The 25,020-nt window shown below is 39.6% G+C and carries 23 protein-coding genes; 18 read left to right on the forward strand and 5 right to left on the reverse strand.

The features are described from left to right. The first annotated feature begins 70 nt into the window (after positions 1–70). Entirely contained in the window at positions 71–475 is a 405-nt protein-coding gene (glnR, locus tag SB847_RS04425; protein ID WP_007611631.1) for a transcriptional repressor GlnR, read from the forward strand. Between the two features lie 57 nt (positions 476–532). Beyond that, positions 533–1,867 carry a type I glutamate--ammonia ligase gene (glnA, locus tag SB847_RS04430; protein ID WP_007410365.1) on the forward strand — a complete coding sequence of 445 codons (1,335 nt, stop codon included), beginning with the start codon at positions 533–535 and terminating at the stop codon, positions 1,865–1,867. A 204-nt stretch (positions 1,868–2,071) separates the two neighbouring features. Here the strand turns inward: glnA and SB847_RS04435 are convergent, their stop codons facing one another. Then, positions 2,072–3,160: an L-dopachrome tautomerase-related protein gene (locus tag SB847_RS04435; protein WP_410577360.1), complete on the reverse strand. Its 1,089-nt coding sequence runs from the start codon at positions 3,158–3,160 to the stop codon at positions 2,072–2,074. A 564-nt stretch (positions 3,161–3,724) separates the two neighbouring features. On the opposite strand from SB847_RS04435, the gene SB847_RS04440 reads away from it, so the two are divergent. After that, entirely contained in the window at positions 3,725–5,116 is a 1,392-nt protein-coding gene (locus SB847_RS04440; protein ID WP_410577362.1) for an MFS transporter, read from the forward strand. A 42-nt stretch (positions 5,117–5,158) separates the two neighbouring features. Further along, positions 5,159–6,760 (forward strand): xylan 1,4-beta-xylosidase, encoded by a 1,602-nt coding sequence (gene xynB / locus SB847_RS04445; RefSeq protein ID WP_410577364.1) that lies wholly within the window; start codon positions 5,159–5,161, stop codon positions 6,758–6,760. Positions 6,761–6,903: 143 nt separating this feature from the next. On the opposite strand, the gene xylR is transcribed toward xynB, so the two are convergent. After that, the gene (gene xylR, locus SB847_RS04450) at positions 6,904–8,058 is read right to left on the reverse strand and encodes a transcriptional repressor XylR (RefSeq protein WP_410577366.1); all 1,155 of its coding nucleotides are present in this window, start codon (positions 8,056–8,058) and stop codon (positions 6,904–6,906) included. 263 nt (positions 8,059–8,321) lie between these two features. Between xylR and xylA the strand changes: the two genes are divergently transcribed. The 3 genes from xylA (at position 8,322) to ppsA (ending at position 14,066) form a co-directional block, all read left to right on the forward strand. Continuing rightward, positions 8,322–9,659, forward strand: a complete 1,338-nt coding sequence (gene xylA / locus SB847_RS04455; protein WP_410577367.1) for a xylose isomerase — start codon at positions 8,322–8,324, stop codon at positions 9,657–9,659. Between the two features lie 135 nt (positions 9,660–9,794). Continuing rightward, the gene (gene xylB, locus SB847_RS04460; protein ID WP_410577369.1) at positions 9,795–11,294 is read left to right on the forward strand and encodes a xylulokinase; all 1,500 of its coding nucleotides are present in this window, start codon (positions 9,795–9,797) and stop codon (positions 11,292–11,294) included. 174 nt (positions 11,295–11,468) lie between these two features. Beyond that, positions 11,469–14,066: a phosphoenolpyruvate synthase gene (gene ppsA, locus SB847_RS04465; protein WP_045207483.1), complete on the forward strand. Its 2,598-nt coding sequence runs from the start codon at positions 11,469–11,471 to the stop codon at positions 14,064–14,066. Between the two features lie 536 nt (positions 14,067–14,602). Here ppsA and SB847_RS04470 read toward each other — a convergent pair. Further along, positions 14,603–14,701, reverse strand: a complete 99-nt coding sequence (locus tag SB847_RS04470) for a YjcZ family sporulation protein (RefSeq protein WP_003154037.1) — start codon at positions 14,699–14,701, stop codon at positions 14,603–14,605. A gap of 762 nt (positions 14,702–15,463) precedes the next feature. Next, positions 15,464–15,637: a hypothetical protein gene (locus SB847_RS04475; protein ID WP_349551683.1), complete on the reverse strand. Its 174-nt coding sequence runs from the start codon at positions 15,635–15,637 to the stop codon at positions 15,464–15,466. A 352-nt stretch (positions 15,638–15,989) separates the two neighbouring features. On the opposite strand from SB847_RS04475, the gene SB847_RS04480 reads away from it, so the two are divergent. The 3 genes from SB847_RS04480 to SB847_RS04490 all read left to right on the forward strand — a co-directional run bounded on the left by SB847_RS04480 (position 15,990) and on the right by SB847_RS04490 (position 18,241). Next, complete coding sequence (locus tag SB847_RS04480; RefSeq protein ID WP_032875019.1) at positions 15,990–16,175, forward strand: hypothetical protein; 186 nt, start codon at positions 15,990–15,992, stop codon at positions 16,173–16,175. Positions 16,176–16,762: 587 nt separating this feature from the next. Further along, the gene (locus tag SB847_RS04485) at positions 16,763–17,677 is read left to right on the forward strand and encodes a helix-turn-helix transcriptional regulator (protein ID WP_082998054.1); all 915 of its coding nucleotides are present in this window, start codon (positions 16,763–16,765) and stop codon (positions 17,675–17,677) included. A 63-nt stretch (positions 17,678–17,740) separates the two neighbouring features. After that, positions 17,741–18,241: a DinB family protein gene (locus SB847_RS04490; RefSeq protein ID WP_082998055.1), complete on the forward strand. Its 501-nt coding sequence runs from the start codon at positions 17,741–17,743 to the stop codon at positions 18,239–18,241. Between the two features lie 150 nt (positions 18,242–18,391). Here the strand turns inward: SB847_RS04490 and adhP are convergent, their stop codons facing one another. Further along, positions 18,392–19,408 (reverse strand): alcohol dehydrogenase AdhP, encoded by a 1,017-nt coding sequence (gene adhP, locus SB847_RS04495; RefSeq protein WP_082998056.1) that lies wholly within the window; start codon positions 19,406–19,408, stop codon positions 18,392–18,394. A 503-nt stretch (positions 19,409–19,911) separates the two neighbouring features. Between adhP and SB847_RS04500 the strand changes: the two genes are divergently transcribed. From SB847_RS04500 to SB847_RS04535, 8 genes are all read left to right on the forward strand, one after another. After that, a complete protein-coding gene (locus SB847_RS04500; protein ID WP_249274036.1) occupies positions 19,912–20,277 on the forward strand; it encodes an LbetaH domain-containing protein in 366 nt (121 codons plus the stop codon). Between the two features lie 467 nt (positions 20,278–20,744). Further along, complete coding sequence (locus SB847_RS04505; RefSeq protein WP_007410351.1) at positions 20,745–20,867, forward strand: hypothetical protein; 123 nt, start codon at positions 20,745–20,747, stop codon at positions 20,865–20,867. Between the two features lie 15 nt (positions 20,868–20,882). Then, the gene (locus tag SB847_RS04510) at positions 20,883–21,086 is read left to right on the forward strand and encodes a hypothetical protein (RefSeq protein WP_017417852.1); all 204 of its coding nucleotides are present in this window, start codon (positions 20,883–20,885) and stop codon (positions 21,084–21,086) included. Positions 21,087–21,353: 267 nt separating this feature from the next. Continuing rightward, positions 21,354–22,466, forward strand: a complete 1,113-nt coding sequence (locus SB847_RS04515) for a WD40/YVTN/BNR-like repeat-containing protein (protein ID WP_082998057.1) — start codon at positions 21,354–21,356, stop codon at positions 22,464–22,466. Positions 22,467–22,659: 193 nt separating this feature from the next. After that, positions 22,660–22,803 (forward strand): hypothetical protein, encoded by a 144-nt coding sequence (locus tag SB847_RS04520; RefSeq protein WP_410577374.1) that lies wholly within the window; start codon positions 22,660–22,662, stop codon positions 22,801–22,803. Positions 22,804–22,962: 159 nt separating this feature from the next. Continuing rightward, entirely contained in the window at positions 22,963–23,379 is a 417-nt protein-coding gene (locus SB847_RS04525; RefSeq protein ID WP_410577376.1) for a UPF0715 family protein, read from the forward strand. Between the two features lie 35 nt (positions 23,380–23,414). After that, positions 23,415–24,176, forward strand: coding sequence for a GNAT family N-acetyltransferase (locus SB847_RS04530; RefSeq protein WP_410577378.1), 762 nt, complete (start codon positions 23,415–23,417; stop codon positions 24,174–24,176). 217 nt (positions 24,177–24,393) lie between these two features. Beyond that, positions 24,394–24,936, forward strand: coding sequence for a GNAT family N-acetyltransferase (locus tag SB847_RS04535; protein ID WP_410577380.1), 543 nt, complete (start codon positions 24,394–24,396; stop codon positions 24,934–24,936). Positions 24,937–25,020 lie beyond the last annotated feature (84 nt).

A 25,020-nucleotide genomic window follows, 5' to 3' on the forward strand; every position in this document is an offset into this window, starting at 1 on the left:
TTACATTGTGTTGACACAAAATATAACATCACCTATAATGAGACTAAGATAAGAAAAGGAGGAAATTGAGATGAGTGATAACATTCGCCGCTCAATGCCTTTATTTCCAATTGGGATTGTCATGCAGTTAACAGAACTTTCTGCCCGGCAAATTCGATATTATGAGGAAAATGGATTGATATTTCCAGCGAGAAGCGAAGGAAATAGACGATTATTTTCATTCCATGATGTAGATAAACTGTTAGAAATCAAAAATCTGATTGAACAAGGCGTCAATATGGCGGGGATCAAACAAATTCTGGATAAGGCATCTGCCGAACCGGAAGAAAAATCCGAAAAAACCGCCAAACCGATGAAGCACGATCTGTCTGATGACGAACTCAGAAAGCTTCTGAAAAACGAACTGATGCAGGCAGGCCGTTTCCAACGGGGAAATACTTTCCGCCAAGGTGACATGTCCCGATTCTTTCATTAATCCGTTAGCAACTGTTTTGCTATATACATTTACCTTTTAGAGGAGGAGTTTTACGAAATGGCAAAGTACACAAGAGAAGACATCGTAAAATTAGTAAATGAGGAAAACGTAAAGTATATCCGCCTTCAATTCACAGACATTCTCGGAACGATTAAAAACGTGGAAATTCCTGTGAGCCAGCTTGAAAAAGCACTTGATAATAAATGCATGTTCGACGGTTCTTCCATCGAAGGTTTCGTCCGTATCGAAGAGTCTGATATGTACTTATATCCTGATCTGAACACATTTGTAATCTTCCCATGGACGGCTGAAAAAGGTAAAGTAGCACGCTTCATCTGTGACATTTACAATCCGGACGGCACGCCGTTCGAAGGTGACCCGCGTAACAACCTCAAACGGATTCTGAAAGAAATGAAAGAACTCGGTTTCAGCGATTTCAATCTTGGACCTGAGCCTGAATTCTTCCTGTTTAAATTAGATGAAAAAGGCGAACCGACGCTTGAATTGAACGATAAAGGCGGATACTTCGACCTGGCTCCGACTGACTTGGGAGAAAACTGCCGCCGCGATATCGTGCTTGAGCTTGAAGAAATGGGCTTTGAAATCGAAGCATCTCACCATGAAGTTGCTCCGGGACAGCACGAAATCGATTTTAAATATGCCGGTGCCATCCGTTCTTGTGACGACATCCAAACTTTCAAATTGGTTGTCAAAACGATCGCCCGCAAACACGGTCTGCATGCGACATTCATGCCAAAACCGCTGTTCGGCGTAAACGGTTCCGGTATGCACTGCAACCTATCACTCTTTAAAGATAGCGTTAACGCATTCTTTGATAAAGACGCTGATCTTCAGCTGAGTGAAACAGCAAAACATTTCATTGCCGGTATCGTAAAACACGCGACAAGCTTTACGGCTGTCACAAACCCGACAGTGAACTCTTACAAACGCCTTGTTCCGGGCTATGAAGCACCTTGCTACGTGGCATGGAGCGCGCAAAACAGAAGCCCGCTGATCCGTATCCCGGCTTCCCGCGGCATCAGCACGCGTGTTGAAGTCCGCAGCGTAGACCCGGCGGCAAACCCGTACCTGGCGTTAAGCGTATTGCTTGCAGCAGGCCTTGATGGAATCAAAAATAAACTTGAAGCACCGGCTCCGATTGACCGCAACATCTACGTCATGAGCAAAGAAGAGCGCATGGAAAACGGCATCGTAGACCTTCCGGCGACACTGGCAGAAGCTCTCGACGAATTCAAATCAAACGAAGTCATGGTTGCAGCGCTCGGCGAGCACCTGTTCGAACACTTCATCGAAGCAAAAGAAATCGAATGGGATATGTTCCGCACACAGGTTCATCCGTGGGAGCGCGAACAGTATATGTCTCAGTATTAATCTCTCAATCCCTTGGCACTATTGGTGTCAGGGGATTTTTAAATTTTGGTCATAAGATTAAAAGAACAATATTTTTGGTCCTTGACCAAAATATGACCAAAAAAATTGAAGTTATGAATCTAACTCCATAATTGAGGACACGTATTTATTGTAATCCCTTATTCGGTTTAGGATGAAGGCTAAATGAACCGGCCATTTTTATTTTCAAAAAGCAGGAGCTTCATCAATTTTGATACGAAGTAAACTATAAGGTTTCTGTCGTAAGTCCTTTCCATAATGAAATCTAGCCTGCCGATGTAATTGGTTCACGATGACATATAAGTATTCATCCGGACCAATCGAAAAAGTATCCGGCCATAAAATTCTCGGATCATGTGCGATGGTTTCCATTGTGCCATTCGGCAGCATCTTTCGAATACTATTGTTCTCATAATCTCCGGCATAAATGGCTCCTTTTGCATCTGTAATCATTCCATCAGACGCGCCTTTTTCTCCCCAATACGCCACATGATAAAGTAAATCCATGTCCGGTATATTTCTATCTCTCAGGGCTTCTGTTGAGATTGAGAACAGATGACGGCTGGTCAGTGGACAAAAAAATAATACCTTTCCGTCAGGAGAGATCGCAATACCGTCGGATGCCAGCCTAAACGGGGAAGTTGAACCATCTCTGTTACGATTCATCAAAATTTTGCCTTCTATTTTCGGTATAAAAGAGGAATCCGGTGAAGTTGGATTTGCTCCATTTAACCGTCTAAATGCGTTTCCGGTTTCTAAATCAACGACGATAATAGCTCCTGGTCCTTTGGAAGAAGAATCCGTTATATAGGCATAACCTGCAGTTCCAACACGAAAATCAAATCGGACATCATTCAGGTAAGTTGTTGGAAGAACAACATCTTCTGTAAAGGTATAAACTCTTCTGATTGTATTGGTTTTTAAATCAACAGCGACTAATTTTGCCCCGCCTTTAATTGGTTCAGAAAAATTGGGTGCCGCTGTATCTAGTACCCAAAGCGTTCCTCTTCCATCAGTAACTACACTTTGAACACTGATGAAAGTCATTTTGATATTCTCAGGGTTAACCAAATTGGTTTGTAAATCAGGATAAGGCTGCAATTTATCCCCAATTATCTCCGCCACCGTAAATTTAACATCGTCTCCCCATTTCGGAAAACAAATGAAAATACGACCAGTTTCCGAAACCGTAACACCGGTAGGCATAGCTCCATAAAATGCATAAACCAGTTCTAAATCACCGAAATACTTTTCAAAAGGCAGCATAGGTTTCATCATATCCTCCTCAACCAATTAAACGGGATATGACTTATATATGATTCGCATTTTTTCTAGTGCATGTTTCTTAATACGTTTTTCTAAACACAAGATGATGGAAGTGCTTATCATTTAATAAGTCAGTCAGGTGACACAGGGGGTTTTTACTTAACGTCTGTCGAAGCAGTCGGCAATTACAACATGGTATGTCCTTTGGTCGGTTTTAAATTCTCTGAAAAAAGAGTTGAAAAAGCAGAAAAGATTTTATAATATGAAATCAAGTTAGTTTGTTCGATCAACAAACTAATAAAACCACTTTAATTGTCCATCATGTAAAGGTCTTAAATGGGAGGGGGATAAGAGGCTCGATTTAATTGGAGGTATATAAAAAGCGAAAGCCAAGCTTTTATCCTGTTCACTGCTATCTGATCACCATTTGGATGATGAAAATGCTCTGTGAAAGTAAACCGCTGTCATTTTTTGAAAGCGCTTTTATATGCCGCTCACTGGCCGATAATTTTAAAGAAAATGTTATACCATTCATCATGTTCCTTATGTAAAGGATCGAAAAGGGGAGAAATCATGCTCAGTGAAAATGTAAAGAAGATCAGCATGGTTGAAAAAGTTGGATATGCGTCTGGAGATTTTGCTTGTAATTTAATTTATGCAACAGTGTCTACGTATCTTTTGTTCTTTTATACAGATGTTTTTGGTTTATCGGCAGCAACAGCCGGTACGATGTTTTTAGTGGTTAGAATCATCGACGCTCTCGCTGATCCTTTTATCGGAACAATAGTTGACAGAACAAATAGCAGGTTTGGCCGCTTCAGACCGTATCTTTTATTCGGAGCTTTTCCCTTTGTCATATTGGCAATACTCTGTTTTACAACCCCGGATTTTTCGGATATGGGGAAATTAATATATGCCTATATCACCTATGTCGGCTTATCGCTTACATACACCATGATAAACGTGCCATATGGCGCGTTAACATCTGCAATGACCAGAAATAATCAAGAAGTTGTTAGTATAACGTCTGTCCGTATGTTATTTGCGAATCTTGGGGGACTTGTCGTTGCATTTTTTGTTCCCTTACTGGCTGCTTATTTAAGCGATACTTCCGGCAGCGAATCTCTTGGCTGGCAGCTAACCATGGGTATTATGGGAGTTATAGGCGGGTGCCTTTTAATCTTTTGTTTTAAAAGCACAAAAGAGCGTGTCACGCTTCAAAAATCCGAAGAAAAAATTAAATTTTCGGATATATTTGAGCAGTTTCGTGTTAATCGGCCTCTAGTTGTATTAAGTATTTTCTTTATTATTATTTTTGGAGTGAATTCAATCAGTAATTCGGTTGGCATCTATTACGTAACGTATAATTTAGAAAGAGCGGATTTAGTGAAGTGGTACGGTTTGTTGGGAAGTTTGCCTGCTTTGGTCATTTTACCGTTTATTCCAAAGCTTCATCAATTATTAGGGAAGAAGAAATTACTAAATTATGCATTATTACTGAATATGATCGGTCTCTTAGCATTACTTTTCGTTCCGGCAAGTAATGTATTCCTCATACTTTCCTTTCGATTACTGGCCGCTGCCGGAAGTCTCACTGCCGGGGGATATATGTGGGCGCTTATTCCTGAAACAATAGAATATGGAGAGTATAAGACCGGGAAAAGAATGGGCGGTCTCATATACGCTATTATCGGATTTTTCTTTAAATTCGGCATGGCCTTGGGAGGGGTTGTACCGGGTCTGGTTCTTGATCAGTTTGGATATGTGGCAAATCAGGCACAAACCCCGGCGGCATTGACGGGAATTTTAATTACAACAACCATTATTCCCGTGTTCTTACTGGTTCTGGCTATGATTGATATTAATTTCTATAACTTAGATGAGAAAAAATATAAAAGCATGGTTCGAGAATTAGAGAATAGAGACAAAGTTTATTTGGATCATATTGACGATTTCAAAGCTTAAAACATGATGAGTCAACAGAAAATAGCTGAGGAGGAGTTCAAAATGAAGATTATCAATCCAGTACTTAAAGGATTCAACCCCGATCCGAGTATTTGCAGGGTTGGAGAGGATTATTATATCGCTGTATCTACATTTGAGTGGTTTCCGGGAGTCCAGATACACCACTCAAAAGATTTAGTCAATTGGCAGTTGGTTGCACATCCATTACAGAGAGTATCGCAATTAGACATGAAAGGAAATCCTAATTCAGGCGGGGTCTGGGCGCCATGTTTAAGTTACAGTGACGAAAAGTTTTGGCTGATCTATACGGATGTTAAGGTCGTAGATGGCGCCTGGAAAGATTGCCACAATTATTTAGTGACTTGTGACACGATTAATGGTGAGTGGGGGGAGCCGATTACATTAAACAGCTCGGGATTTGATGCTTCTTTGTTCCATGATACGGATGGGAAAAAATATTTATTAAATATGTTATGGGATCAGCGTATTGATCGGCACTCCTTTGGAGGCATTGTCATGCAGGAATATTCTGATAAGGAGCAAAAACTAATCGGTAAACCGAAAGTGATTTTTAAAGGAACCGAAAGAAAGCTGACAGAAGCGCCGCACCTTTACCGTATCGGGAACTATTATTATTTATTAACCGCAGAAGGAGGAACACGGTTCGAACACGCTGCTACAATTGCCCGTTCTGCAAATATTGAGGGTCCATATGAAGTTCATCCTGATAATCCTATCTTAACGTCATGGCATGCGCCGGAAAATCCGCTGCAAAAATGCGGACATGCATCCATTGTACAAACACATACAGGCGAGTGGTTTTTAGCTCATTTAACGGGACGTCCCATTCATCCGGACGATGATTCAATTTTTCAGCAGAGAGGATATTGTCCTCTGGGCAGAGAAACAGCTATTCAAAAGCTCTATTGGAAAGATGGCTGGCCTTATGTAGAAGGCGGAAAAGAAGGGAGCTTGAAAGTGGATGCGCCTTCTATACCAGAAACAATGTTTGAAGACACCTATCCGGAAGTTGATGAATTTGAGGATGCAACATTAAATATTAATTTTCAAACGTTAAGAATTCCGTTTACGGAGAAATTAGGATCATTAACTCAAGTGCCAAATCATTTACGATTATACGGCCATGAATCCTTAACTTCGACATTTACTCAGGCATTTGTAGCCAGACGATGGCAAAGTTTCCATTTTGAAGCGGAAACGGCTGTTGCGTTTTATCCGGAAAATTTTCAGCAAGCCGCTGGTTTGGTGAACTATTACAATACAGAGAACTGGACGGCTCTTCAAGTCACGTATGATGAAGAACTTGGCCGTATTCTTGAATTAACGATATGTGATAACTTTTCTTTTTCACAGCCATTAAAAAATAAAATTGTGATTCCTCGTGAAGTCAAGTATGTCTATTTAAAAGTGAATATTGAAAACGAAAAATATTATTATTTGTATTCATTTAACAAAGAAGATTGGCACAAAATCGACATTGCATTGGAATCGAAAAAATTATCAGATGATTACATCCGCGGCGGGGGATTCTTTACAGGAGCTTTTGTAGGGATGCAATGCCAAGATACGAGCGGTCATCATATTTCGGCCGACTTCAAATATTTTCGTTATAAAGAAAAATAATTAGCACATGAAAAAGGAGATTTCTATTTTAGAACTCCTTTTTCATATTAGAAAGTGCCTATGTCAGTATTGATTCAGAAATACGCCTAGAATAAAAAAACCCATCTTTAAAGATGAGCGTAAAACATAGAAGTATGTACATTTCAGTTATGAACCATGTCGAGAAAATGATCAATAACAATGGAGGACATTCCTAGAGCAGGGGCATTTTTTCCTAAGATAGATGGTAATAATTCATAGCTATTGTCTAGTTGGGAATAAACCCTGGATGACACTTCACTTTTAATTGAATGTAAAACCATAGGATGCGATTCAATGATGCTGTTTCTTAAAATGATGGCTTGCGGATTAAATGTATTTAAAATATTGGTCAGGCCTATTCCTAAATAGAAACCAAAATTCTGTAATGCCTGTAAAGTTGCAACATCATTCAGATGGGCGAGGTCTATGATATCTTGGCTGGACACTTTTTTCTCTTTCGTCTGAAGAGATGTTACTAAAGCCTTCTCTGAAGCATACAATTCCCAGCAGCCTCGGTTTCCGCAGCTGCATTTAGGACCCTTAAAGTCTATTGTCATATGTCCCATTTCTCCAGAGAATCCGCCAACCCCTCTATATAAATGATTGTTGATCATAACGCCGATCCCTATCCCTGTACCGATACTTGCATAAATAATGTTATCGTGATTTTTTGCAGCACCAAATACTTTTTCTCCATATGCGCCGGCATTTGCCTCATTTTCAATAAAAACGGGCACATTGAACTTTTCTTGAATGAAAGATTTTAAGTCAATATCTCTCCAGTTGGAGTTCGGAGCGAAAACAATTTTTTGATTTTTGTCAATCAGCCCGGGCGCGCATATCCCTATACCAATAAGACCGTATGGAGATTGCGGCATATTTGCAATAAAGAGATGAATCATCTCAATTAAAATATCTTTAGTGATTTCTGGGGAATTGCATTCCAAATGATGGTGTTGATCAAGGACGATCGTCCCTTCAAGATCTGTTAAAATGCCATTAACATAATCCACGCCAACATCTATTCCTACGGAGTATCCCGCTTTTTTATTAAAAACAAGCATGACGGGTCTTCTGCCGCCGCTTGATTGTCCCTGACCTATTTCAAATACGAGGTTTTCTTTCATTAATGTGTTTACCTGTGACGAAACAGTTGATTTATTTAATCCGGTCATTTCGGATAATTTTGCTCTTGAAATAGGAGAATTCTTAAGTATTTCATTTAGTAATAACTTTTGGTTAACTTTCTTGACAAAGGCTTGATCAGCGATATCCACTTCATCCACTCCATTTGTATAATCTTTAAATTAAGTTGAACGTTCTGTGTTATCGTGCAAAACGCAGTACATAGCGAATCCAACCTTTATTATATCTAATGTGTTCGTAAAAAACTAAAAAAAATATTGAAAATACTGATGAGGTTATATAAGATGAAAATAAGTTAGTTTGTTTGGGCAACAAACTAATGTGCAACATGACATAAAAGCATCTGTATTTGAATGATCATGTTTAGAATTTATTTTTAAGGGGGAAATCACACATGGCTCACTCTCATTCCGGTTCAGTCAACTATTTTGAAAGCGCAAACAAAGTGATTTACGAAGGGAAAGAATCCACGAATCCTTTAGCATTTAAATACTATAATTCTCAAGAAGTAATTGGCGGAAAAACGATGAAAGAGCATTTGCGATTTTCTATTGCCTATTGGCATACATTTACCGCTGACGGCACAGACATTTTTGGCGCAGCTACGATGCAGAGACCGTGGGATCACTATAAAGGCATGGATCTGGCGAGAGCGAGGGTAGATGCGGCGTTTGAGCTGTTTGAAAAACTGGATGCGCCATTTTTTGCTTTTCATGACCGGGATATCGCACCGGAAGGAAGTACGTTAAAAGAGACAAATCAAAATCTGGATATAATCGTGGACATGATAAAAGACTACATGAGAACCAGCGGCGTTAAGTTATTATGGAATACTGCAAATATGTTTACGAATCCCCGTTTCGTCCATGGTGCGGCGACTTCTTGTAACGCAGATGTATTTGCGTATGCCGCAGCCCAAGTAAAAAAAGGATTAGAAACAGCAAAAGAGCTTGGCGCCGAGAACTATGTATTTTGGGGCGGACGTGAAGGGTACGAAACTTTGTTAAATACCGATTTAAAATTTGAGCTTGATAATATGGCCAGATTTATGCATATGGCAGTGGATTATGCGAAGGAAATCGGGTATACAGGGCAGTTTTTGATTGAACCAAAACCAAAAGAGCCGACCACCCATCAATATGATACGGACGCCTCAACAACCATTGCCTTTTTAAAGCAATATGGCTTAGACAATCATTTTAAATTAAATCTCGAAGCCAATCATGCCACATTAGCCGGGCATACATTCGAACATGAATTACGCATGGCGAGAGTGCATGGCCTTCTTGGCTCTGTTGACGCGAATCAGGGTGATCCGCTTTTAGGCTGGGACACAGATGAATTTCCGACAGATTTATATTCTGCGACATTAGCAATGTACGAAATTCTGCAAAATGGCGGTCTTGGAAGCGGAGGATTAAACTTTGACGCAAAGGTCAGGAGATCTTCTTTTGAGCCTGATGATTTACTTTATGCTCATGTTGCAGGGATGGATACATTTGCAAGAGGGTTGAAAGCCGCCCACAAATTAATCGAAGATCGTGTGTTTGAAGATGTGATTCAACACCGTTACCGCAGCTTTACTGAAGGGATTGGTCTTGAAATTACAGAAGGAAGAGCTGATTTTAAGACACTTGAGCAATATGCGCTAAACAATCAGCCAATTAAAAACGAATCAGGGAGACAGGAGCGGTTAAAAGCGATATTAAATCAATACATTTTACAGGTATAACAAATGAAAAAAGAAGCTCCAGATCCCGCTGTAAAAAGATGCAGGCAGCCAAGTTCCCGGAATTGCCCGTCATGAAGTTACTGTTATGGCGGGTCATTTCAATGGGGATCTATTTAGAGAGGAAGGAGTGAAAAAATGAAGTATGTCATTGGAATAGACCTTGGAACGAGTGCCGTTAAAACCATTTTAGTCAATCAAAACGGCAAGGTTTGTGCAGAAACGTCCAAAAGTTACCCGCTCATCCAAGAGAAGGCGGGATATAGTGAGCAAAATCCTGAAGACTGGGTGCAGCAAACAATTGAAGCATTGGCTGAATTGATTTCGATATCCAACGTTCAAGCCGGGGATATTGAGGGGATTAGCTATTCAGGACAAATGCATGGGTTAGTACTGCTTGACCAAGATCGGCGGGTGCTGCGTCATGCGATTCTTTGGAATGATACCAGAACGACGCCTCAATGTAGCAGGATTACCGAGACATTTGGCGATCATCTGCTTGTTATCACAAAAAACCGTGTCCTTGAAGGGTTTACATTACCTAAAATGTTATGGGTGAAGGAACATGAGTCTGAACTTTTTAACAAAACCGCTGTTTTTTTGCTTCCGAAAGACTATGTGAGATTCCGCATGACTGGCGCCATTCACACCGAATACTCCGATGCGGCGGGAACGTTACTTTTACATATGACCCGCAAAGAGTGGAGCGATGAGATTTGCAATCAATTTGGTATTTCAGCGGAAATTTGTCCTCCGCTTGTTGAATCCCATGACTGTGTAGGATCGCTGCTTCCGAACGTTGCGGCGAAGACAGGGCTGTTGGAAAAAACAAAAGTGTACGCCGGGGGAGCAGATAATGCTTGCGGTGCTGTCGGAGCCGGTATTCTTTCTTCCGGAAAAACATTATGCAGTATCGGGACGTCAGGAGTCATACTTTCCTGTGAAGAAGACAAAGAAAGGGACTTTAAAGGGAAAGTGCACTTTTTTAATCATGGAAAGAAGGATTCTTTTTATACGATGGGAGTCACGCTCGCTGCAGGGTACAGCTTGGACTGGTTTAAAAGAACGTTTGCGCCGAACGAATCGTTTGAACAATTATTGCGGGGAGTGGAATCTGTTCCGATAGGAGCAAATGGACTGCTGTACACTCCTTATTTGGTTGGTGAAAGAACGCCGCATGCCGATTCATCTATTCGGGGAAGCTTGATCGGAATGGACGGAGCCCACAAAAGAGAGCACTTTTTGAGGGCAATAATGGAAGGCATCACATTCTCTTTATATGAATCAATTGAGCTATTCCGCGAAGCGGGAAAATCAGTTGATACGGTTGTCTCTATTGGCGGGGGAGCTAAAAATGAAACGTGGCTTCAAATGCAGGCTGATATTTTCAATACGAGGGTGGTTAAGTTAGAGAATGAACAAGGTCCCGCCATGGGGGCTGCGATGTTAGCTGCCTTCGGAAGCGGGTGGTTTGACTCTCTTGAAGAATGCGCAGAGCAGTTCATTCATGAAGCAGCTGCATTTTATCCAAAAGAACAAAACGTTCAAAAATATAAAACACTATTCGAGTTGTATAAGAACATTTACGTTCACACAAAAGATCTCAACACAGCTTTAAAGAGCTTTAGACAAAAATGAAGAAAGAACCTCGCCAAATTGGCCAGGTTCTTTTTATATTGCACAAAAACAGACACGGTGATATAATCAGAACACGCGCGCTTTCTGTGTGAAAAGTCATAGATATCCACCTTATATTATGATTATATCATGCTGAAAAGCTCTTGTCAAATTTTTTTGAAGGGGAGATATAGAATGAGTTCTTTGGTTCTCGGCATTCACGAAATTGAAAAAACACAGCCTTTGCTCGTTGGAGGAAAAGGGTTACATTTAGGGGAATTATCAAAAATTCAAGGAATACAAGTACCGGAAGGATTTTGTGTCACAACCGCAGGATATCAAAAAGCCATTGAACAAAACGAAACGTTACAAACGCTGTTGGATCAACTGACCATGCTGAAAGTGGAGAATCGGAATCAAATTGGTGAAGTCAGCAAAAAAATCCGGCAAACCATTATGGAAGCAGAAATTCCTTCAGATGTAGTCAAAGCAGTTGCTTGCCATCTCTCCCGGTTCGGCGAAGAACATGCCTATGCCGTACGTTCCAGTGCGACAGCTGAGGATTTACCGCATGCTTCTTTTGCCGGTCAACAAGACACCTATTTAAATATTACCGGGGTCGATGCGATCTTGCAGCATATCAGTAAATGCTGGGCGTCCCTATTTACGGATCGCGCGGTCATTTACCGTATGCAAAATGGGTTTGATCACAGCCAAGTTTATTTATCCGTTATCATTCAAAGGATGGTGTTCCCTCAGGCTTCGGGGATTTTATTTACCGCTGATCCGATGACCGGAAACCGAAAGCTGCTGTCCATCGATGCCGGTTTTGGACTTGGTGAAGCACTTGTCTCCGGCTTAGTCTCTGCCGATTGTTATAAAGTACAGGACCGGCAAATCGTCGATAAGAGAATAGAAACTAAAAAATTGGCAATCTATGGACGAAAAGAAGGCGGAACGGAAACACAGGAGATCGCTCTTGATCAGCAAAAGATTCAAACACTGACTGATGAACAAATTTTACAGCTGGCACGTATCGGGAGACAGATCGAAGCTCATTTCGGCCAGCCGCAAGATATCGAATGGTGTTTGGACCGCGATACTTTTTATATTGTCCAAAGCCGGCCGATCACAACGTTATACCCCGTTCCTGAAGCGAACGATCAAGAAAATCACGTCTATATCTCTGTTGGTCATCAGCAAATGATGACGGATCCCATAAAACCCCTTGGATTGTCATTTTTTCTGTTGACGACTGCTGCACCCATGCGTAAAGCCGGCGGAAGGCTATTCGTTGATGTCACACATCAACTGGCATCTCCTACTGTCAGAGAAGTTTTCTTAAAAGGCATGGGGCAGCACGATCCGCTCTTAAAAGACGCACTTATGACCATAATAGAGCGAGATGATTTCATTAAGCCGATACCTGATAAAACGGCACAGATTCCCGGCAAAGGCAATGCAGATATGCCGGATCAAGCTGAGAACGATCCGGCAATTGTTTCTGATTTGATTAAGAGCAGTCAGGCATCGATAGAAGAGTTAAAACAAAACATCCAGACGAAATCAGGATCTGATTTATGTCGTTTTATTTTGGAAGATATCAAGGAATTAAAGAAGATTTTATTTAACCCAAAAAGTTCGGTGTTGATTCGAACTGCAATGGATGCTTCATCATGGATTAACGAAAAAATGAACGAGTGGTTAGGTGAAAAAAACGCAGCAGATACGCTTTCTCAATCTGTACCCCATAATATTACCTCGGAAATGGGGCTTGCGCTTTTGGACGTCGCCGATGTGATCCGCCCTTATCCAGAAGTAATTGCCTATTTAGAGAATGTAAAAGATGATCACTTTTTGGATGGGCTGGTGACGTTTGAAGGCGGGCGGGAAACCCGTGACGCTATCTATGCTTATCTCAGCAAGTACGGAATGCGATGTGCCGGAGAAATTGATATGACAAGAACTCGATGGAGCGAAAAACCAACTGCACTTGTCCCTATGATTCTTAATAATCTCAAAAACTTTGAGCCAAATGCCAGTCAGCGGAAATTTGAGCAAGGGCGGCAGGAGGCGTTGAAGAAAGAACAAGAGTTATTAGACCGATTGAAGCAATTACCGGATGGTGAACAAAAAGCCAAAGAAACCAAACGAATGATCCGCATCATCCGGAACTTCAGCGGGTTCAGAGAATATCCAAAATACGGCATGATCAGCCGCTACTTCGTTTATAAGCAGGCTTTACTGAAAGAAGCCGAACAACTCGCAGAAGCGGGCGTTATTCATGAAAAAGAGGACATTTACTATCTCACTTTTGAAGAACTTCAGGAAGTCGTACGCACACATAAATTGGATTACCAAATCATCAGCACACGAAAAGGCGAGTACCAAGTATATGAAAAACTATCTCCGCCGCGTGTTATCACATCTGACGGTGAAATCGTTACAGGCGAGTACAAACGAGAAAATCTCCCGGCCGGAGCGATTGCAGGGCTGCCCGTTTCCTCGGGAGTCATAGAGGGGCGGGCACGGGTTATTTTAAACATGGAAGATGCCGATTTGGAAGATGGGGATATATTAGTTACCCCTTATACTGATCCCAGCTGGACACCATTGTTTGTATCCATAAAAGGCCTGGTCACTGAAGTTGGCGGACTGATGACCCATGGAGCGGTTATCGCGCGTGAATACGGCTTACCTGCAGTTGTCGGAGTTGAAAATGCAACCCAATTGATAAAAGATGGGCAGCGAATACGCGTTCATGGAACAGAAGGCTCTATTGAAATATTATAATAGCGGGGGTGTGCAGCGCGTCACCAGATATTTCCAGCGTTTTAACTAAAAAAGACCGGAACCTCTTAAAGGAGGAATCCGGTTTTTTTATGTGAAAATGACTTAATGTGTGAACACCGTATTTTGTGGGCGGTCCCTTTTTAAATGAGTGTGGAAGGCCGCTAAGATACCAAACAAATAAGATTCAGTGACTAAATCTAACGAATGACAATTTTATAAAGGGGGTGAGTAATATCCTTTTTAAGTTCACAACATCTGTAATCCTGATGAATTAAAAACGCCTTAGTTTTTTAACAACTATTTAGGGGCTATGTTCATGAACAAGTTTTTATTCCGAATTGGATTGTTCGCCTTATCTTCATAACGGCAATATTGGCGCAGGCAGGGGAGGAAACTCTCCCGCTTACCAGAGTAAAAATAAAAAATGGTTATCTTAGATTGATTTTTTAAAAGTAAAAACGCCATAAAACTTCTTATGGCGTCTGTCCGAACTAAGGGATGCAATGTTTGGGAGACGAATATAAATCGTCAATGTGCTAGAAAAGGAATGCAGCACCTACAATGATTAACAAAATGAACAGCACAACGATCAATACGAAAGAACTTCCACCGTAATTTCCACCGTAGTTCCCCATATTATTGCCACCTCCTGTTGTTAGGATAGTACATAATATGCCGGACGATAAATTTCGACATAGATTTAAGTCTAAATAAGAAAAAATGGATGTTATGTCTAAAATGAAGAGCTTCTAAGAATATAAAATAATGGGAAGTTAACTGAAAGAGAGAAATGGATTGGACGGTTTGCTGTTTAAAGAGGAGGGATATGACTAAACATGCAATAAAACTGTATATGAAAGTGGTGAGCCATGAAGCTATTTCATCATGCAGAGCCACATACGAAGAGGTACAGGGAAATTATAGTTAACGAAAATATTCATCATTTCCCGGGCAAGCGCAGTATACGACAAATCAAAACAAATCACAAAGGGACGGAAGGTACGATACAAGGAGGCTGCTTGCGGGTATGTGGTGCAGATAAAGTTTCCGTTTCAAAAAGGTCATATGTTTATTCCAAACTTTACGTTTATTCCTGCAGAATGCTTGTAAAAGAAAGTCGGCAAAACTGCCGACTTTCCTAACGGAATTTAGATCTCAACAGATCTAAAGAAACCATCGACACTATCACCGGTGCCGCTATCATATTTCAGGATGTATTCTCCTTTTTGGTTAACGCTGAATTCTTGAATGAACGTTTTCCCCGCATTTAAGGTCGTAGAGGATAAGAGTGTATTCCCATTAGGATAGTTAATGGTGAATTTGAAAGATTTGCTGCCGTCATTCGCAACAAAAACTCTGATTTTTCCTGAAGAGCTGCCTTGATAGTTGAATGAAACCTAACCGGTACCGCCAGAAAAAGGCTGACAGGCAATATACGGAGCGTCACATGACCAACCAGCAGGTTTCATAACTTTATCTGGATTTGGCAAAGGTTTTGCAGAAATATCTGCAGTCCCCATTAGTGGAATTAACCCAAAAGCAAGAGCGCCGGCAATAATTTTCTTTTTCATTCGTATCGCTCCTCTTAATAGCGAATGTGATACAGCTAAAAATTTACAATGTTTATAAAATAATTCCTTCTTTTTCAAATTGAGAGAAGAAGAAAAAATTTTAAGAGGGCAAATAAATGTCACAAATTTACAATATATACACTGCAGTAAACTGGTCAAAGCATGAAGATGATTTCACTTAAAATGAAAAAGCGGCCTATTGGGTGGGGTATATTTGTAGGCAATGATGACCGGGGCGGCTGCGGATCAACTGAAACGAAGTATATTCCCAGGCAAGGAGTATTTCTTTAACGTGAAACTTTTATAAAGCATTAACGTATTACTTTATAAAGGTAAATAAGGAGGCTTCTGAATGGGATTGAAAAATTTCTTTAATATTGAGTTAAAATGCTCTATCTGCGGAAAAACATTAAAATCAGGGGATGAGATAACAGCTTATCTTACACTTCCGAGTGAGAAGAAGATGCCTGTGGGGAGAATGGATAAAGTGTTAAGCAAACACTCTGATAAGGTCTGCTGTAAAAAGTGCAGCGAGTAGGTTTTTAGTGTTATGAGGAACCTCTGGCGGGTTTCCTCATAACAAATATCAACCAATTAAATTAGAAAAAAGCGAAATTGTGATGATTAAAGTAGATAAAGAACTGAGGGATACCAAAGGGATCATTTTTCGTTTACTTTGCTTTTTTGAAGGTTTGTTTAGCTCGTGGATCACTGCACTCCATAAAAGCATGGATGCTAAAATGATAAGACTCATATGTAACAACACTCCCTTGTTTTTATGAATTTTACCATATTTATCACAAGGATGTCGATAGAACGAACATCTCTATAAAAAGAAGATTTTTATCTAAAATTGTTGAGAGATTCAGTGAACTATTATGTAGATTAAATTGGGCCTCAAATTACTCAGTGAAGAGAACAGGCGTTTTATTGAATATCAGATGAAGCGATAGAAGGGTTTATCGGGGTCGCAAAGTATAAAGCATATGGTTATTCGCGTATTATGCGGTTGGGTGGAAAAATTAAGCTTTCTGCGTGGTATCTTGAAGTGACAGGAGGTGAGCGGCATAAATGTGTCAGAGCCAAAAGAGCACTTCCAACCCTAATAAGGAAAGGAATTGAGAATTGAAATTAGAACGTTTGTTATCAATCATATTCAAGCTCTTACATAATGAAATTTTATCTGCTTCCAGTTTAGCTGATGAATTTCAAGTATCAACGCGGACAATTTATAGAGACATCGAAGCGATTTGTGCAGCTGGAATACCAGTCGTTTCATACCAAGGGGCTAACGGCGGTTTTGGGATAATGAGAGGATACAAATTTGATAAAAGTTTAATCGGTTCTCATGATGTATTGAATTTAATTACAGTATTAAGCAGTTTGTCGAGTGTTTTTGAAGATAAGGAAGTTGAACACACGATAGATAGATTAAAATCTCTGGATACAAGCGAAAACAGCAGGACTTTGTATGTTAACTTGGAAAGCCTTAGAACAGAACCGAATTCATTAATCCGGCTGCGAAAAGCTATACAGAAAAAAAAGGCAGTACGCTTTGATTATGTCAGTAATAAAAATGAATTTACATCACGTGAAGTAGAACCTATCCACCTTCATTATAAGTTTCGTAATTGGTATGTATATGGCTTCTGCAGAGAACGTCAAGATGATAGAGAATTTAGAGTATCACGTATGATGAATATAACGCTTACTAAAGAAGAGTTTTTGCGCAGTCACAAAGTGAAAGATGAACCATCTTATTCAGAATCCGACCTGGGAGGGTTTGCGGATGTAGTCATTTGGGTTAATCCTAATTCCATAGCTAAAGTATTAGATCAATTTCAGAACGCTTCAAAAGTCATGAACAGAGATGGAAGTATGACGTTTACAATCTCTGTGTATCGGCCTCAGCATGCCGGATGGCTTAAATCAATTCTTTTGAGCTTTGGCAGTGGCGCTAAAATTATAAAACCGGTGGAACTGCAATCAATTTTAATGGATGAAGCCGAAAAAATAATGAAAATTTATAAAGATGTATGACAATCTGCTGTCATATATCTTTTTTTATAATCACAAGTATCAACTTTAAAGGAGAGATGTTAAATGAACCATGCGAAAAATATGTATCAGTATCATGTGTGGGCGAATAAAGCGTTATTAGAAAGAATAAAGGAATTACCAAGTAATGTCCTTTATGAAGAGGTTCACAGTTCATATCCTACAATTGCTCAAACGTTCAGTCACATCTGCGCAGTGGATGTTATGTGGCTTCAAGTGCTTAAAGGGATAGACATGCAGGAAGCATTGGAAGGTTCTGCGGCTTATGCGGAAAGGGCTCATTTATATTCTGCAGATGAATTTGCGGCGTCTTATGAAGAACTGGCTTCACAGTTTGAAGAATGGATGAATAGCCAAACAGATTTAGAACAAAAAATGAACTTAAATAATCCTTGGTTAGGTTACAGAGAAACTGCTTACTCAGAAATTTTATTCCATGTTGCCAATCACGGAACTTATCATCGGGGCAGCATAACAACTATGTTAAGACAGCAGGGCTACGCTTCGGCAATGAATGACCTTGCATTATATTGGTATCAGGGTTAGTTCAGAGAGTACTTGCAAAATGAATAACCGCTGAATGGTCTGTAGAGCTTCTTTTCTGAACTAAATGACAAAGTCTCATTCAGTCTGAGTGGGGCGCTGAGCAAGAATAGAGATCAAAGGCTGCCGTATCATTCCCGGCAGCCTTAATGATTAGGAAGTAAAATCGATAACCATGCGGCCGGTCACTTTGCCTTGCTCCATTTTTTCAAAAATATCATTCACATCTTCAATCGGGCGTTTTGTCACTTTAGGTACAACTTTACCGTCTGCAGCAAATTGAAAAGCTTCCTTCAGGTCTTCTCTGGTACCCACTAATGAACCTACTACCTGAATTCCATCTAACACGAGACGGGGAATATCTAAATCCATTTTGTCCACCGGTAAACCGACGGCGACTACGCGAGCTCCTGCTTTTACAACATCAATCGCTTGATTGAAAGGGGTTTTAGAGACAGCCGTGATGACCACTGCATCAAGCCCTAAATCGTTAGTCACTTCTTTTGCTTTAGCGACGGGGTCTTCGTTTAAACTGTTTACAACCGCATCAGCGCCTAAGCTCTTAGCAAAATTCAATTTTTCATCGCTAATATCGAAAGCAATTACTTTAGCGTTAAAGACATTTTTTGCATATTGAACAGCTAAGTTGCCTAAACCGCCGACTCCAAATACACCGATCCATTGACCTGGCTTAATTTCACTGACTTTAACGGCTTTATAAGTTGTTACACCTGCACAAGTAATGCTGCTTGCTGCTGCAGGGTCTAAATTTTCCGGCACCTTTATTGCATAATCAACCGCTACGATTGCTTCTTCAGCCATTGCACCGTCAACTGTATAGCCGGCATTTTTTACATCCCGGCACAAGGTTTCACGGCCAGTTAAGCAATATTCACAGCAGCCGCAGCTTTCAAACATCCAGGCAATAGAGACGCGGTCGCCCTTTTTCAAACTTGTTACACCTTCACCAATCTCAGTTACAATGCCTATTCCCTCATGACCTAAAGTGATGCCTGTAACATCCCCGAAATCAGCATTTTTAACATGCAAGTCAGTATGACATACACCGCAGAATTCCATCTTAACTTTAGCTTCACCATGTCGCAAAGGACGTAATTCTTTTTGTACGATCGCTATACTTTTGTCTTTTGTTGCTACTACTGCTTTCACATCATACACCCCTTTTTATTATTCGCAGAAAATTGTTACTTATCTTACAATTTAGCACATCGCTCTTGTTTTGAAAACCCTTACATTATTTTACGGACAAGTGTTTCTGCAAAAATTGTGGGAGCTATGCAGGAAAGATCCTTTGGATGATTTGTCGTCATCCGAATGGTGTTTAAATGGGGGATTGTCGTCTCCAAATGCACAGAATTTACATAGTATACATCAATAGACACGTTTTCAAAGGAGGTCTTTTTTTGAGCAATAGAAAGCTGACGGAAGATAAATTCGATAATCGGCTCACTAAGTTTGCGCCCTTTATCAGCCCTAACCCTGTTACATCATTTAATCCGGTTCAAAGATATCCTAAAATCGATAAAACGTCGTTCATAAGTCCGTTTTCCAGCGTGATAGGAGACGTGAGAATAAAGGACAATGTTTAAGTAGCGCCAAATGCAGCTATTCGTGCGATTGGTTCAAATTAAGACGGAGTCATTTTACATGGTTTGTTAAAACAATTTGTTTCAGTCAAAGATAAGGCATATTCCATTTATATCGGAAACAATGTAAGTGTCGGGCATGACGCTCTCATTCATGGCCCTTGTTATCTTGGAAATCATACGTTCATCGGTTTTAAGGCAATCGTGTACAATGCAATTATAGGAAAAGGATCATTTGTTTCATACAATGCTGTTATCACAAATGGTGTACGGATTGCACCGAATCGGTTCGTTCCTCCCGGTGCCGACATAGACACACAAGAAAAAGCTGACAGACTCAGAAGAGTGACAGAAGAGGAACGTGAATTTGCACGGGAAGTGCAGCGCGCAAATCAAGAATTTCCCGCTTCTTATAAAGCGTTATTCAGCTAACGAAAAGCAAAATGCGAATATCCTAAATTAAATTAATGCATGAGAATTGGCGCCCCACGATGCAAGGTCAGATAAGTTTTGAGAGTCAGATTTCGGTCAGGGATTCGCAAAGGGAAGAGTTAAAAGCTGTTCATCGGATATTTGTGAGGAAGCTGCAAGAAGGGTCGAAGGTGAGCAGGGCGGCGGATTAAAACTGACCTTCCCTCAAATTTTATCCCAATAGGATTGACAGGAGGATACAATCATAAAAATAAAATGATGCTTCGCAAATGAGCCTAAAAGCGGCTCTTTTATAATCCATCTTTAACGCTTTAACGTAGAAGTTCAGCACTCATGGTTCTGCTGGATAAGACAACTTTTCTTATACAATTAGCATAGTGAGTTACTTATTTTTACATAACTGTTGGAAATGGTCTTTCCATCTGAGATAATAAAATTCATCTTGATTGGTACATGGGGGAGTAAGGATGGGCTGTTTTTATCAAGCGGCACGCAAACCATTTTACAAACAAATTCCTCAAGCGGTTTTTATAACCGAAGAAATTAGTGCTTTGGATAAACGCTGTAAGAAAGATTCTCTGTTTAAATAAACGAGGTGAAAATCAATGAATGGTATAGAATTCTTAGAATCTGTGTCGCGACTTGGACAACTCATTTTGGTGTTTTCCTGCTACGCCGTTTATTGGAAATTGGGTAAAACGAAAAGGGAGCGAAGACTTACAAAATTCGAAGCTTTGCTTAGGTTCTTTGTAATGTTCGGCCTATCTGCATGGGGGCTGTCGTTTCTTGCTTTGAATTTGTGGTCGTAATCTTTCTGTCGATATTTGACTTGATGGGCTGTTACACCACTTTACACATTCGGGAAACTCACTAGATATTATCTTCTGATACTGTCTTTAGTGATTCAATAAACGATGTAATATTGTATTTAAAATATTATGTGCGAACATCCATCATGAGAATCGGACGTATTCCGAGCGTATTTATGGGCAAATTGACTTTTTTATGATGATGTGTTAATATTATGCAGTAAAAATATTGAACTATTATGTGATTATTAGATTACGGAGGTACATATGAATAGAAAAAGTAGTATGTTAATGAAAATAGTTTCCTCAGTTTCTATCTTGGGCTGTGTAGGTTTTGTAACTGAGTTAGGTTCACAAACTTCTTTTATGAATAACGTAGCTTCTGCTGCGGAAGCAGGCATTCTTCCTAGTGAAAATGCTTCATTATTATCTGAGTCGGGAGATATAAGTCATTATCATTTTGTTAATTCTAGTTCTGTTTTTAATTATGCTGATAACAAATGGGTTTATAAATCATCTACAACACCAATTAAAGATGTTAAATCATTTGATGGCAAAAACCTATATGCTACTGCGGACGATGGTTATTATGCAAAAATACTGAAATGGAATAATAGTTTAAAAGTATGGGATCAACTTGCGAGTTTTAGAGGCGGGCCAATTTTTGATTTAATCAAAACAAGTGATAATAAATTTGCTGCCGGTGGAGGAGAATCACGCAGATATGGGATCAGTTCAACAATTTTCACATCAATTGGCGGTGATGCGAACTGGTCACAGAAAGTCAGTGGTTATAAATCCAAAGAGTCAAGTTACACCACGGGCGGCTACTTAGGTGTCGTGTACACTGGAGTTGCAATTGATGATAAGATTCTTATGTTCGGTAACTCATATGCTACAAACTATATAAGTGAGTCTTCAGATGGTATTAAATTTACCAGAAAAGGAAGTTTTGATGGTGAATATTTTGATGCTATTTACAATGGAGATAAGGTGGTGGCCGTAGGACAACAAGCAGGAGGGACATTTAGCGATTATGGTTTAGTTGCTGTTTCATCTGATAAAGGCGAAAGTTTTCAAACGACGGTACTGGGGTATAATGCTCCTCTGAATTCTGTTACTTATAAAGATGGAGTATACATTACTGTAGGAGATCTTGGATCAATTTATTATTCTGAGGATGCGCACAATTGGACTAAAGCATCTTCTCCTACAGCCAACAAACTAAATGATGTTGAATGGGATTACGTAAATAAACGTTTTGTTGCAGTTGGGGATTCCGGCACTGTTTTATTCTCCTTAGACGGAAAACGATGGATTTCAGTAAACAGTGGAATAAAAAATAATATTACCAATGTTGTTATGATGGAAAACTCATAATGACAAATGAAAAAAGCAATACCTTTTTAGGTATTGCTTTTTTTATATTTTTGCCTACCGTATGCCGACTAAGCTGGGATACAGGTTCACCATCTACAATGCTGATGGATGTACATTAAATATCAAACTGCAGAGAATTACACTGGCAGGATATGATTTTACCCTTAGTGAAAAGAATTTCACGGATAATCATTTGAACTTGAGCGCGGCTGATAAGGTGAATGGTGATGCAAACAGAAATCATTACTTATTGATCGCAAAAGGAGCCGGCTGCGAAGATGTGTGGATTAAAGGCTTTTACGGATTCGAACACGATGAGCCGGATGCAGATTGGTGAGCGACTTTTTTTAATGGCAATTAAAATTTCTGGATATTAAGATAGTGAATTGATGATCTGCCAAAAAAACATAGATCTTTTAAAGTGATGGATATATACTGATTTTAAACAATAGGAAAAAAATGAGAAATGTATTTTTATATAAAGCAGGTGAACTATATGGGAGCGGCGACTTGGAGCAAAAGTCAAAGCTATACTTACACATTGGCTTTTTCAAGTTTGTCGTATGGTTTGATCTTCGGGCTATATATGTTTGTATACTCGGGTTTTGTGCCAATTGCATTGGTTACTGTAGTTATCATTGCTTTTTACGCATTGATTACTTACTTTTTGTTTGCTGTTCCTGTGCAACTATGGCTAAGAAAGAAGCCTAAAAGGTTTAGTTTGGTTCATCTTTTCATTTATACAGCAGTCGCTTTTTTAGCCGTGTTCTTGTTCTGGCACATAGATAATCCGTCAATTGATTTCACAGTTTTCAGAAGTTTCATTTATTACATAATGAGCTTTGTTGCTGCGTTCATATATTGGTTCTGGGACTCTATATTTCTGAGAAATTACAATGTTCACTGCAAGTAAAGCTGATGTTCCCAAAAGAAAGCGGGTGAGGAAAAATGGAATACATTGAGTTGACTAGGGACAATATTGATGACAATCATATTTGCTGTGCATTAGGTACGAAACAATATGAGGATGCGGTAAATGAAAAGAAGAGCTGGCTCAAGGATCGAATGATTGATGGCTTGGTGTTCTATCGCCTAAACGAACGGGCAAAAGTTTTTATTGAATATTTACCTGCAGATGAAGCGTGGGTTCCGGTAAGTGCACCTAATTTTATGTTTATTAATTGTCTTTGGGTCTCAGGTAAATATAAGAATAACGGACATGCGAAACACTTGTTAGAAAAATGTGTGTCAGATGCAAAATCCCGCGGTATGGATGGGATAGTTCATATAGTGGGGAAGAAAAAACTCCCTTATTTAAGTGATAAGCATTTCTTTGAACATATGGGATTTGCTGTGCAAGATGAAGCAGAACCCTATTTTCAGTTGATGTCACTGACGTGGAATGAACATGCATATCCTCCTGTATTTAAAAAACAGGTGAAAAGTAATTTAGTTAATGATGAGGGAATCACAATATTTTATACAGCTCAATGCCCGTTTGCATTCGGATTGTTAAAGGACTTAAAGGAACTGACTGAAAAGAAAGGACTTCATTTTCAGGCCCGGCGAATAACGTCAAAAGATATGGCGCAAAAATCCCCGGCAGTTTGGACGACTTTCAGCGTGTTTTATAATGGGACATTTCTCACTCATGAGATGATGAGCGTGAATAAGTTTGAAAAAATACTCAATAAGCTTTTAATGGCTTAACTTTGTTTTAATTACTATTGCTCGTTTCTATATTCGATACTGAGGGTTTTTCACGAAAATTGTTCAGTACTTTACATCGCGGGCGGCAAATGAAAATTATTGTTTTTGACAAAGATGATAACATCCATCATTATAGTAAAAATAAATTGAGACAAGTTCTTCAACAAACGAAGAAGTTCTCTTCAAAGGTCGATAACAATGAAACAGGAGACTGCAAATGCAAAAAATTGAAACCCATCGTTTAATTTTAAGAAATTTTACCGAAAGAGATGCGCAAGGTCTGTTGGAATATTCGGCACATCCGAGAGTGAATTGCTTTCTTGATGACAGAATATCTACGTTAGAAGAAGCTGCCGTAAACGTTCAAAAAAGAAGCCGAGATGACTCTTATATTGCAGTTTGTTTAAAAGACAGTAATGATCTAGTCGGAGAACTATTTTATTTAAAAGAAGAGCCAGATACCTATTCTGTTTGTTGGAATTTCAATGCCCGTTTTGAAGGGAGGGGATACGCAAGTGAAAGTGCGAAGGCTTTCTTTGAGTATCTCTTTATGCAAAAAGAAGCAAGAAGGCTTTATGCATATGTTGAAGATGATAACTGCAGGTCACAAAAATTATGTGAGAGATTAGGAATGCGTAAAGAAGGTTATTTTCTTGAATTTATTTCATTTACTGCACATGAGGATGGAACACCTAAATATGAAAACACTTACCAATACGCATTGCTAAAGAAAGAATGGTTAAAACAAAAACATAGTTAATAGAATTTGTGGGGAAATAACCTCTCCTTTATCGAAAAAACCTTGCTGAAAGCAGGTTTTTTTGTATTTAAGTTAAATACTTCA

Source organism: Bacillus sp. SIMBA_026, from assembly GCF_046535335.1.
In the GTDB taxonomy this organism is placed as follows: domain Bacteria; phylum Bacillota; class Bacilli; order Bacillales; family Bacillaceae; genus Bacillus; species Bacillus velezensis.